Annotated in this window: 13 protein-coding genes; 9 read left to right on the top strand and 4 right to left on the bottom strand. The window is 65.2% G+C overall.

Annotation, left to right across the window (positions count from 1 at the left end; all coding sequences use genetic code 11):
• On the bottom strand, window positions 1–715 hold a 715-nt coding region (locus tag JOZ00_RS02040), incomplete at its 3' end, for an inositol monophosphatase family protein (protein WP_293338964.1).
• Window positions 716–738: 23 nt separating this feature from the next.
• Between JOZ00_RS02040 and JOZ00_RS02035 the strand changes: the two genes are divergently transcribed.
• Window positions 739–1056, top strand: a complete 318-nt coding sequence (locus JOZ00_RS02035; protein ID WP_293338961.1) for a hypothetical protein — start codon at window positions 739–741, stop codon at window positions 1054–1056.
• A 54-nt stretch (window positions 1057–1110) separates the two neighbouring features.
• Here the strand turns inward: JOZ00_RS02035 and JOZ00_RS02030 are convergent, their stop codons facing one another.
• Together JOZ00_RS02030 and JOZ00_RS02025 are read right to left on the bottom strand one after the other, a co-directional pair.
• Complete coding sequence (locus JOZ00_RS02030) at window positions 1111–2841, bottom strand: Hsp70 family protein (RefSeq protein ID WP_293338958.1); 1731 nt, start codon at window positions 2839–2841, stop codon at window positions 1111–1113.
• 134 nt (window positions 2842–2975) lie between these two features.
• Entirely contained in the window at window positions 2976–4343 is a 1368-nt protein-coding gene (locus JOZ00_RS02025; protein ID WP_293338956.1) for an FAD-dependent oxidoreductase, read from the bottom strand.
• Between the two features lie 66 nt (window positions 4344–4409).
• Between JOZ00_RS02025 and prfB the strand changes: the two genes are divergently transcribed.
• Genes prfB through smpB form a run of 6 tightly spaced genes read left to right on the top strand, consistent with a single transcriptional unit; the run spans window position 4410 to window position 9102 of the window.
• Window positions 4410–5525: a peptide chain release factor 2 gene (gene prfB / locus JOZ00_RS02020; protein WP_293338953.1), complete on the top strand. Its 1116-nt coding sequence runs from the start codon at window positions 4410–4412 to the stop codon at window positions 5523–5525.
• Window positions 5515–6501 (top strand): mechanosensitive ion channel family protein, encoded by a 987-nt coding sequence (locus JOZ00_RS02015; RefSeq protein ID WP_293324881.1) that lies wholly within the window; start codon window positions 5515–5517, stop codon window positions 6499–6501. The genes prfB and JOZ00_RS02015 overlap by 11 nt, the downstream gene beginning before the upstream one ends.
• Complete coding sequence (locus JOZ00_RS02010; RefSeq protein WP_293324878.1) at window positions 6498–6986, top strand: hypothetical protein; 489 nt, start codon at window positions 6498–6500, stop codon at window positions 6984–6986. The genes JOZ00_RS02015 and JOZ00_RS02010 overlap by 4 nt, the downstream gene beginning before the upstream one ends.
• A gap of 44 nt (window positions 6987–7030) precedes the next feature.
• On the top strand, window positions 7031–7720 hold the full coding sequence (ftsE, locus tag JOZ00_RS02005; protein WP_293324900.1) for a cell division ATP-binding protein FtsE: 690 nt from the start codon (window positions 7031–7033) through the stop codon (window positions 7718–7720).
• Window positions 7721–8614 (top strand): permease-like cell division protein FtsX, encoded by an 894-nt coding sequence (gene ftsX / locus JOZ00_RS02000; protein WP_293324875.1) that lies wholly within the window; start codon window positions 7721–7723, stop codon window positions 8612–8614.
• A gap of 2 nt (window positions 8615–8616) precedes the next feature.
• On the top strand, window positions 8617–9102 hold the full coding sequence (smpB, locus tag JOZ00_RS01995) for an SsrA-binding protein SmpB (protein ID WP_293324872.1): 486 nt from the start codon (window positions 8617–8619) through the stop codon (window positions 9100–9102).
• A gap of 21 nt (window positions 9103–9123) precedes the next feature.
• Here the strand turns inward: smpB and JOZ00_RS01990 are convergent, their stop codons facing one another.
• Window positions 9124–9471, bottom strand: a complete 348-nt coding sequence (locus JOZ00_RS01990; RefSeq protein ID WP_293324869.1) for a DUF732 domain-containing protein — start codon at window positions 9469–9471, stop codon at window positions 9124–9126.
• Between the two features lie 274 nt (window positions 9472–9745).
• Between JOZ00_RS01990 and pstS the strand changes: the two genes are divergently transcribed.
• Together pstS and JOZ00_RS01980 are read left to right on the top strand one after the other, a co-directional pair.
• Window positions 9746–10864: a phosphate ABC transporter substrate-binding protein PstS gene (gene pstS / locus JOZ00_RS01985; RefSeq protein ID WP_293324866.1), complete on the top strand. Its 1119-nt coding sequence runs from the start codon at window positions 9746–9748 to the stop codon at window positions 10862–10864.
• 40 nt (window positions 10865–10904) lie between these two features.
• The coding region (locus JOZ00_RS01980) for a maleylpyruvate isomerase family mycothiol-dependent enzyme (protein WP_293324863.1) at window positions 10905–11251 on the top strand (347 nt) is incomplete at its 3' end.

Here is an 11251-nt window from a genome sequence, read left to right as displayed (position 1 = left end):
GTGGGCCCGCAACACCGTCGAGCCCGGTGAAGGTCCCACCGGCCTCGCGCACCAGGATGTCCAACGGCGCCAGATCCCATACGGACACTTCGGGTTCGACCGCGACGTCGACCGCACCCTCGGCGACGAAGCAGTACGACAGAAAGTCGCCGTAGGCCCGGACTCGCCACACCGAGTCGGTGAGTTCGACGAACTTCTCGCGCAGTCTGCGCTTCGCCCAGCCGGACAAGCTGGAGAACGACAAACTGGCTGCGGTGAGGTCGTCGACGTCCGAGACGTAAAGGCGCCTGGGCGTGCCGGCGACGATGACATGCGCACCGTGTCCGAGGGCGGCCCACCAGCGCCGATTCAGCGCGGGTGCGCTGACCACGCCGGCCACCGGCACGCCGTCGTCCAGCAGGGCGATCAGTGTTGCCCACACCGGCACGCCCCGGACGAAGTTCTTGGTGCCGTCGATCGGGTCGATCACCCACTGGCGACCGGTGAACTCCGTTGCGCCGCCGTATTCTTCACCCACCACGGCGTCCTCGGCCCGGAGTTCTGCGAGAGTCTTGCGCAGGTCCGCCTCGACGGTGCGGTCGGCGTCGGTGACCGGTGTGAGGTCCGGTTTGGTGTCCACGCGAAGGTCGACGGCCCCGAACCTGGGCATGGTCAGCGCGTCGGCCTGGTCGGCGAGCGCCAACGCCAGCGCCGCGTCGTCCGGCGGTTCGCCCATGGCAGCAGTCCTACCATGAAGGCGTGTGGGAGATCGTGTGGATTCTGGTCGTCCTCGGGGCGATCGCGCTGTTGGCGGCGCCCTGGCTGATGCGACGCAGAGCGCCGGCCGACGCAGTGCACGGCACGCTGCTGATCACCGGTGTGAGTCCACGACCCGACGCCGCGGGCCAGCAGTTCGTCACGGTCACGGGCGTCATCAACGGCCCCTCGGTAAACGAGCACGTGGTCTACCAGAGGTATGCCGTCGACGTCGACCACTGGCCAAGTGTTGGCGAGCTGGTGCCGGTCGAATATTCACAGAAGAACCCCGACAACTGGCGGGCCGCGCCGCCCGGGTAGCCGTCGAGCGTCGTTAGTGGCCTATTGCGGCGCGATTGCGGAGTTATCGGCGCGCTATTGCGGCGCGGTCGGCGCGGGCACCTGGATCGGAATCGGGACGGGCAGGAACGGCACGGTCAAATACGTTGTCGTCATCAGCGTCGTTGTGGTCGGCGCGGTGGTCACGGTCGTGGTCGGCATGGCCGTCGTTTTGGTGGTGGCGGGAGGCGCGGGGGGCGCGCTCGTCGGTGGCGGGGCCACGGTGGTGACCGCCGGCGTCGCCGGCGCCGGGGCGGGTGCCGGAGCGCTGGTGCCCTCGATCAGGTTCGGCGCGATCGACGTTGGCACCGGGGCGGACCCGGGGACACTCGACGGCGCTGACACGACCGCGGTGGACGGACGGGTTTCCGGGGTGTGTTGCTCGCTTCCGGTCAGTACGTACGCGAACGCGCCGACCGCGACCAGAGGCACCAGTGCCGCCAATCCGACGACGGCCATCGGGCGGCGGTACCACCGCGTCGGTCGCTCGGCCACCGGTTCAGCCGGGGGAAGGAACTGCACCGGCGGGCGGGCGACACCGGTCGACGGGTAGGCGTAGTCCTCACCCGTGTAGGGCACCAGCTCGTCGTTACCGCCGGCGTCCTCAGACCACGCCAATGCGCTGACCGCCGTCGGATCGGACTCGTCGGGTGCGGGGGCGAACACCGCCCCGGCGAGGGCGGTCGGTGCCTCCGGGCTGTGACCAGGCGCAGTTGTCATCGCGGTCGGCGCCTCCACAACGGGACCCCGTGCACTTGCCATCGCGGCCCCTGCAGCCGCGTTGAGTTCGGGTCGCGGTGTCGTCACCACCGGTATGCGCAACTCTTCGGAGATGCGTTGAGTGATCAATGGAATGCCGGCCCCGCCACCGACCGTCGCCAGCGCGGCAAGACCGCTGGGACCAATGGCGTTGCGGTGCAACAGCTCACCGAACGCGGCGAGCGCGCTCGCCAGAGGAGTTGCGATCTGATCCTCGAGTTCGGATCGCGTCAGCCGAATCCTGCTGCGGTGCAACGGAAGGTCGACATCGACCTCGGCCGCCGACTCCGACGACAACCGCTCTTTGGCGTCGCGGCAACGATCGCGAAGCCTGCCGAGCGCACCGACGGCCGCGGTGGCCGAGGTATCCAGTCCATGCGCGCCGGCAAGCTTGTTGAGGACGAAGGTCAGCAGCAGTTGATCGATCTGATCGCCGGAGAATTCGGTGTAGCGCAGCGTGTCGTCGACCGGCCTGAATCCCGATCCGGCGTCGGCCAAGGTGAGACTCGTCCCCGACGCGCCGAAATCGATGAGTCCGACGAGTCCGTCGGCGGGCAGGCCCGGGTCAACGGCCAACGCCGTCAGCGCGGCCGTCGCATCCGGGACCATCGGCACAGCAACGCCGTTGCGCGCAAACATCGGCTCCGCGAGCAACGCCTCGCGCAACGCCGACACCGCAGCCGGACCCCAGTGCGAAGGTCGCGCGATCGTGATCTTTGACGCCGGACCGCCGACCGCATCGACCATCGCGGCCAGCGCGGCGACCATGAGCTGATCTGCTCGGTGCTGGGAGCCGTCTGCGGCGACGAGGGGAATCGGGTCGCCGACGCGCTCGACGAATCCGGCGATCGTGACGGTGCCGGGGTCGCGCATGCCCAGCGGCACGCCGACTTGTGGCGCGTGCTCGTGCGACCACGTCAGCACGGCACGACGTGTCAGGGGTGGGCTTCCGATCCTCGCCCCGACCAAATTGGTCGTTCCGATTGACAACCCCAGGGGGCCGGTCATTGTGCACCTTGACTCGACGGCAGGCTACGGCGCTGCCCACCATAACCGCGATCAACCGGCAAAGGCCTTCGACACCCCGACGTCCCCGGGACTTCCGGTGAGCTAGGTGTGCTGACCTCACAGGTTAGGTACAGCTAGCCGTGTCCGATGCGCAGGAGGTCGGCAACGCTGGCAAGTTTCACCCGCGGCCGCCCGTGCGGTTCCCCGGTGGAACGCTCGTGGCGATCGATCAACTGCCAATGCTCGTCTGTGACCAGATGCGGCTGTCGGGACAGCAGCCAGCGCAGCAGGTCGTCGCTGTGCTCTTCGCCGAAGTCGGGGTGCGAAGCACCGGCCAGATCGGCGATCAAGGTGTCGACCGTGTGCTGGGAGTCGCTCTTGTTGCTGCCGATCACGCCGGTCGGGCCGCGTTTGATCCATCCGACGACGTACTCGTTGCGGCTGCCGTCGATCCGGCCGTCGGTGTGCGGGATGGTGCCGGTGCGCTCGTCGAACGGCAGTCCAGCCGTCGGCACTCCTCGGTAACCGACCGCGCGTACGACCAGCTGCGCGGGCAACACCTCACGGGTGCCGGTGTCCTGGGCGACGATGCGACCGTCCTCGTCGGCGACCAGCTCGTTGCGGCCGAGCACGATTTCCTCGACCCGGCCGTCGCCGCGGATTTCGATCGGCGAGGTGCGGAATTTGAACACGATCCGGCGATGGCCGGGGGTCGGCCGGTTCTCGGCAAAACCGCGCAACACCTTGAGGTTGTTGCGTTGGGTCTTGCCCGCGGCCGCGGCGTCCTCGTCGGAGATATCGGCCAGGTCGGCTGGGTCGACGATCACGTCGACACCTTCCAGGCCCTTGAGGTCACCGAGTTCACGCAGCTCAAGGGTGGTGAACGTGGCCTGCAACGGCCCCCGGCGCCCGATGATGACCACTTCCTCGACTCCGCGCGGATCGAGCAACTCCAGCGCGTGGTCGGCGATGTCGGTGGCGCGCAGCTCCTCCGGCTCGGTGACCAGGATGCGGGCCACGTCCAGCGCCACATTGCCGTTGCCGACGACGATCGCGCGCTCGCCGGTCAGGTCCGGAGACATCGTCTCGAAGTGCGGGTGGGCGTTGTACCAACCGACGAGTTCCACCGCGGCCACGCTGCCGGTGAGATCCTCGCCGGGGATGCGCAGTGGCTTGTCGGATTGCGCGCCCACCGCGTAGACGACTGCGTCGTAGCGATCGGCGAGTTCGGCGGCGTGCACGTGCTCACCGACGACAAGGTTGCCGAAGAAACGGAAACGCGGGTGCGCGGCGGTTTTCTCGAACTGGGCACTGATCGACTTGATCTTCGGGTGATCGGGCGCTACCCCGGAGCGCACGAGGCCCCACGGCGTCGGAAGCATCTCCAGCATGTCGACGTGGATGTCGATCGGCTCCGCCGCGTCGCTTAGCTTCAGCAGTGACGCAGCCGCGAAGTATCCGGACGGTCCTGAACCGACGATCGCCACATAGTACGGACGCATCTTTGAGCCTCCCCGAGAGTTACGGGGCCGATGCTAGACGCGAACCGACCGGTAACCTAGGCAGCCGTGGATCCCGACCGTCAGACCGACATCGCGGCGCTCGACTCGACGCTGACCAGCGTCGAGCGGGTCCTCGACCTCGACGGTCTACGCGCCAGGATCGAGAAGCTCGAGCAGGAGGCCGCCGACCCCCGGCTCTGGGACGATCAGAACCGGGCGCAGAACGTCACCAGTGAGTTGTCGCACACCCAAGGTGAGCTGCGGCGGGTGGAGGATCTGCGCCGTCGGCTCGACGACCTGCCCGTGCTCTATGAGTTGGCCGCCGAGGATGACGGAAGCGAGGGCGCTGCTGCATTTGCCGAAGCGGACAACGAGCTGAAGTCGCTGCGTGAAGACATCGAAGCGATGGAGGTTCGCACGCTGCTGTCCGGCGAGTACGACGAGCGTGAGGCGCTGGTGACGATCCGGTCCGGCGCGGGCGGTGTCGACGCGGCCGACTGGGCCGAGATGCTGATGCGGATGTACATCCGCTGGGCCGAGAAACACAAGTACCCGGTGGAGGTGTTCGACACCTCTTACGCCGAGGAAGCGGGCATCAAAAGCGCGACGTTCGCGGTGCACACCTCGTTCGCATACGGAACGCTGTCTGTCGAGCAGGGCACCCACCGATTGGTGCGGATCAGTCCATTCGACAACCAGAGTCGTCGTCAAACGTCATTCGCAGAGGTCGAGGTGCTTCCTGTGGTGGAGACCACAGATCACATCGACATTCCGGAGGGCGATTTGCGCGTTGACGTGTACCGCTCCAGCGGGCCGGGCGGCCAGTCGGTGAACACCACAGACTCGGCGGTTCGACTTACCCACATCCCGACCGGTATCGTGGTCACCTGTCAGAACGAAAAGTCGCAATTGCAAAACAAAGTCGCGGCAATGCGGGTTCTGCAAGCAAAGTTGTTGGAGCGCAAGCGTTTAGAAGAACGTGCTGAGCTGGACGCATTAAAGGGGGACGGCGGCAGCTCCTGGGGAAACCAGATGCGCTCCTATGTACTGCATCCGTACCAGATGGTCAAAGATCTGCGCACCGAGTACGAAGTCGGCAATCCGGCGGCCGTTCTGGACGGAGACATCGACGGGTTCCTAGAAGCGGGAATCCGGTGGCGCAACCGAAAAGATGACGATTAACACACACTTTATCGCCATGGCCGGAGCCGGGCACTGGCACGACTTTTGGCGTGGCCAGATCGGCGAATGGATCATCGCCAAGGGTCTGCGGATCGTCATGCTGCTGATCGCGGCGGTCCTGGCGGCCCGCTTCGTCAGCTGGGTCGCACAGCGGGTGACCCGGCGACTCGCCTACGGCGAAGGCGACGTCCTGGTCCAGTCGGAGGCAACCAAGCACCGGCAAGCAGTGGCGTCGGTGATCTCCTGGGTGTCCATCGTGATCATTGCGATCGTCGTAGTTCTGCAGGTCGCCAATGTCCTGCAGTTTTCGGTGGGTGGACTGATAGCGCCGGCCACGGTGCTGGGTGCGGCACTCGGTTTCGGAGCCCAGCAGCTGGTCAAGGACCTGCTCTCCGGCTTCTTCGTGATCGTCGAGAAGCAGTACGGGTTCGGTGACCTGGTTTCGTTGACGGTATCGGGAATCGCCGCTGAGGCCCGCGGCACCGTGGAAAACGTGACGTTGCGCGTGACCAGACTGCGCTCCCCGGATGGTGAACTGTTCACCATTCCCAACGGCCAGGTCGTGAAAACGATCAACCTGTCAAAGGACTGGGCGCGCGCGGTCGTGGATATCCCGGTCTCAACTGCCGCCGACCTGAACATGGTCAACGACGTGTTGCACCAGGAGTGCGAGCATGCGCGCGACGATCAGGCGCTGGGGCCGTTGCTGCTGGACGCCCCCACCGTGATGGGCGTGGAAAGCATCGAAGTTGACACCGTCACCCTGCGCCTGGTGGCCCGCACGCTGCCCGGCAAGCAGTTCGAGGCCGGCCGACAGCTGCGTGTGCTCGTTATTCGTGCGCTGGCGCGTGCCGGCATCGTGACGGCGGCCGACGCGACCATTGGACTCGTCGAGGATCCCGCGGTGCCCGCGGCCCAGACGTCCTTGGCAGCTGACGAGGAGGACGAGGCCGAGAGCGCGGTGCAGCGACGGTGAGCATCGACCCGCACATAACCACGCTCGCAGACACCAAAAACGAGCGGCGACGACGCTGGCCGAGCCACCTATTCGGCGGTCGTGTACGCACGTCGACGCTGGCGTTGATCATCGCATTCATGGGTGTTTGGTGGCTCTACGCCACCTACCGGCCCGAGCCGACCCACAACGAACCGCCGCCCGCCCAGGTGGTCCCGCCCGGGTTTGTGCCCGATCCCAACTACACGTGGGTGCCGCGCAGCCGTGTGCAGCAACCGCCCGACGCTTCCACGCCCAAGCCCACTCCGACGACCACGGCGACGACACCACCGCCTTCACCGACGCCGACGACTACGGCTCCGCCCCCGTTCGTCCTGCCGACGCTGCCCTGCGTTCCGCCCTTCTGTACGCCCACCACAACCCCCGGTGCCCCGGGTTCGGGGCCGTCGCAGCCACCCCAACCGGGGCCCGGTCCGGTGCCGACTTCGGCGCCACCGGCGAGCTGATCGTCGCGGGTCGGCGAAATACACAGCTACACTGGCGTGCCGTGATGATCACCCTGGACCATGTCACCAAGCAGTACAAGTCGTCGGCGCGGCCGGCGCTGGACGACGTCAACGTCAAGATCGACAAGGGTGAGTTCGTCTTCCTGATCGGCCCGTCGGGGTCGGGAAAATCCACCTTCATGCGCCTGCTGCTGGCTGCCGAGTCACCCACGAGCGGGGACGTCCGGGTCTCGAAGTTCCACGTCAACAAGCTGCGCGGCCGTCACGTCCCGAGTCTGCGGCAGGTGATCGGTTGCGTTTTCCAGGACTTTCGGCTGCTGCAGCAAAAGACCGTGTTCGAAAACGTCGCCTTCGCGCTGGAGGTCATCGGCAAGAGGACCGATCAGATCAACCGGGTGGTGCCCGAGGTGCTGGAGACGGTCGGCCTGTCCGGTAAAGCCAACCGGCTGCCGGACGAGCTTTCCGGCGGGGAGCAGCAACGGGTCGCGATCGCCCGCGCGTTTGTCAACCGGCCGCTGGTGCTGCTGGCCGACGAGCCCACCGGCAACCTCGACCCTGACACCAGTAGGGACATCATGGATTTGTTAGAGCGGATCAACCGCACCGGAACCACGGTGCTGATGGCGACACACGACCACCACATCGTCGACTCGATGCGCCAGCGCGTCGTCGAGCTGTCGCTGGGCAGGCTCATCAGGGACGAACAGCGCGGCGTTTACGGAATGGATCGCTAAGTGCGCTTCGGTTTTCTGTTCAATGAGGTCCTGACCGGGCTTCGTCGCAACGTCACCATGACCATCGCGATGATCCTGACCACCGCGATCTCGATCGGTTTGTTCGGTGGCGGTCTGCTGGTGGTCCGATTGGCCGACAACTCCCGAGCCATCTACCTCGACCGTGTCGAAACCCAGGTCTTCCTCACCGACGACGTCTCCGCCAACGACCCGACGTGTTCCGCCGACCCGTGCAAGGCGCTGCGAGACAAGATCGAGGCGCGCCCAGACTTCAAAGCGCTGCGGTTCCTCAACCGTGCGCAGGCCTACGATGACGCAATCCGAAAGTTCCCGCAGTACAAGGACGTTGCCGGAAAGGATTCGTTCCCAGCATCTTTCATTGTCAAGCTGGATAACCCCGAGCAGCACAAGGACTTTGACGCCGCGATGCAGGGTCAGCCCGGGGTGCTCTCCGTGCTCAACCAGAAGGACTTGATCGACCGGCTGTTCGCCGTGCTCGATGGGCTCAGCAACGTCGCGTTCGCCATCGCTGTGGTTCAGGCCGTCGGGGCAATCCTGTTGATTGCCAACATGGTCCAAGTCGCGGCTTATACGCGGCGCACGGAGATCGGCATCATGCGGCTGGTCGGCGCCAGCCGCTGGTACACGCAACTGCCGTTCCTGGTTGAAGCGATGCTGGCGGCCACCGTCGGTGTCGTCATCGCCATCGTGGGCCTGATTTTGGTGCGGGCGATGTTTCTGGAGAGTGCGCTAAACCAGTTCTACCAAGCCAATTTGATCGCCAAGGTCGACTACGCGGACATTCTCTATATCTCTCCGATTCTTTTCCTGCTGGGCGTGGTGATGGCTGGATTGACGGCGTACGGCACGCTCCGCATCTACGTTCGGCGCTAGCTGTGACGGCAGACAAGGCGCGCGGCGGCAGGCAGATCATCGCCTCCAATCGCAAAGCCCGGCATGACTATTCGATCCTGGACGTATTCGAAGCCGGGGTGGTGTTGCTGGGCACCGAAGTGAAAAGCCTACGACAGGGCCATGCCTCCCTTGTCGACGCGTTCGCCACCGTCGACGATGGTGAAGTTTGGCTGCGCAACCTGCACATTCCCGAATATCACCACGGCAGCTGGACAAACCATGAGCCTCGGCGCAACCGAAAGTTGCTGTTACACAAGCGGCAGATCGACACACTGATCGGGAAGACCCGTGACGGCAATCTCGCGCTGGTACCGATGTCGCTGTATTTCTCCGAAGGCAAGGTCAAGGTCGAGCTCGCCCTGGCGCGCGGCAAGAAAGCGCACGACAAGCGTCAGGACATGGCGCGTCGCGACGCGCAGCGCGAAGTGGTGCGCGAACTGGGTCGCCGTGCCAAGGGTATGAACTGATTGGCGCCTTGTTGGTGCGTACTATCCGCCGAGATGCCTCGGGCAGAAGGCGGCGACGCTGATGCCGACGAAGTACCCCGCGGCATAGCTGTCCAGGTTGCTGTTCTGCATCACTTCGGACGCGACGTCGGGCTTCTGCCTGCCGAGATCGAGTTCGTCGCAGACCTCGTGACCCGCGACGATCGCGGCTTGAGGCGACGCGAAGTTGATCCCCTTGGACTTCGCGGCAGCCAGGAACTTGTCGTCGACCGCATCGGCGCGCGCGCTCGGGGTCGCCGCTCCCGCCACGCCGAGCAGCGCGAGCGCGAGGACAAGGCCGGCCAATGTCGGCCGCACGGGGTGGGGCGAGCGCACGTGCGTGGTCGTCATACCTACCCTTCCCGCCGATCGGTCAGACTCACTTCGGACCGGTTAACAGTCGTCGAGTCGCGAGTCTAGTCGGCGCGTCGACGGGCATGCCCTGGCGCGGACTGGACGCCACCCGCGATCAACCTGGAGTTCATGTTCGGCCCGCAAAATGCGTAACCGGCGATGTCCAGCGGTGGCCGTTAATATGCCCTAATGGCTGCGACGGCGACAGCGATTTGGCGAGCTGCGGCCACGCCGCCGGGATCGTCTGATCTGTACGTTCAAAGGAATTGAATTGAGACACAACCGATTTGGAGCCGCGCTCGCGATTTCGACCGCGTGCGCAGTGATGTTGTCGGCGTGCGGCAGCGACCACAACCACAACGCCACCGGCGGAAACGCAACCACGAGCACGTCGTCGGCGAAGGTCGCCTGCGGCGGCAAGCCGACGTTGAAGGCCAGCGGGTCCACGGCCCAGGCAAACGCAATGACTCGGTTTGTCAAAACTTTCGAACAAGCCTGCGCCGGGCAGTCCCTGAATTACACACCCAATGGTTCCGGCGCCGGAATCAGCGAATTTATCGGCAACCTAACCGATTTCGGCGGCTCGGACTCAGCGCTGAGCAAGGACGAGTACGACCGGGCGCAGCAACGGTGTGGTTCGCCGGCGTGGAACCTGCCGACGGTGTTCGGTCCCGTCGCCATTGCCTACAACGTCAACGGGCTTACTTCGTTGACCCTCGACGGTGAGACCGCGGCCAAAATCTTCAACGGCGGCATTACGGTGTGGAACGATCCCGCGATCGCGGCGCTGAACGCAGGTGTGGCGCTGCCTGCGGAGCCCATTCGTGTCGTGTTCCGCAGCGACGAGTCTGGGACTTCGGACAACTTTCAGAGGTATCTGGATACGGCTTCCAATGGCGCCTGGGGCAAGGGTGCCGCAAAGGCGTTCAAGGGCGGAGTGGGTGAGGGCGCCATGGGCAATGACGGCGCCGCGGCTGCCGTCAAAGCCGCCGAGGGGTCGATTACCTACGTCGAATGGTCATTCGCCCAGGCGCAACAGCTGGCCATGGCCAAGATCATCACGTCGGCCGGTCCGGACCCGGTGGCGATCACCGCCGACTCGGTAGGAAAGACGATCTCCTCGGCCTGGTTCACCAAGCAGGACAACGACCTTGCCCTCGACACGATCTCGTTCTACCGACCAAACCAGCCCGGCGCCTATCCGATTGTGCTGGCGACGTACGAGATCGTCTGTTCAAAGTATTCCGACGCGCAGGTGGGTACTGCGGTCAAGGCGTTCCTGCAAAGCACGATCGGCGCCGGTCAGGACGGTCTGGCGGACAACGGATATATTCCCATTCCGGCTGCGTTCAAGTCGCGCTTGTCGGCCGCCGTCAACGCCATCTCGTGATTCCGGCCGTCTGCTATCACCACGGGCCTAATATCCGATCATGGCTGACCGTCCGCTCACCAAAGTCGACAAGTCCGACGTGCTGGTTGGTCTCTTCGGCGTCTGGGACGACATCGACAAATTGTTGGAAGGGCTGCCCGAGGACGACTGGCTTGCGCCGACGTCCTTGCCCGGCTGGGACGTCAAGGCCGTGGTCTCGCACATCATCGGCACCGAGTCCTTCCTCTCCGGCATTGCTCAGCCCGAACCGGACGTCGACGTCAAGGCGCTTGGGCACGTGCGCAACGACATCGGCGTGCTGAACGAATGCTGGGTGCGCCATCTCAGCGGCGAGCCAGGCCCGAGTGTGCTCAAGCGGTTCCGCGAGTTGACTGGCAATCGTCGGGT

It is taken from the genome of Mycobacterium sp., assembly GCF_019243155.1.
Classification (GTDB): Bacteria; Actinomycetota; Actinomycetes; order Mycobacteriales; family Mycobacteriaceae; genus Mycobacterium.
The sequence above is the reverse complement of the archived record's forward strand: the minus strand, read 5'-3'. Positions and strand labels throughout refer to the sequence as shown.

Bases quoted from the DNA above. Each gene is read 5' to 3' on its own strand.
- JOZ00_RS02030 (WP_293338958.1), bottom strand. From the start codon at position 2,841: ATGACCGGCCCCCTGGGGTTGTCAATCGGAACGACCAATTTGGTCGGG.
- JOZ00_RS02025 (WP_293338956.1), bottom strand. From the start codon at position 4,343: ATGCGTCCGTACTATGTGGCGATCGTCGGTTCAGGACCGTCCGGATAC.
- JOZ00_RS02015 (WP_293324881.1), top strand. From the start codon at position 5,515: ATGACGATTAACACACACTTTATCGCCATGGCCGGAGCCGGGCACTGG.
- ftsE (WP_293324900.1), top strand. From the start codon at position 7,031: ATGATCACCCTGGACCATGTCACCAAGCAGTACAAGTCGTCGGCGCGG.
- JOZ00_RS01990 (WP_293324869.1), bottom strand. From the start codon at position 9,471: ATGACGACCACGCACGTGCGCTCGCCCCACCCCGTGCGGCCGACATTG.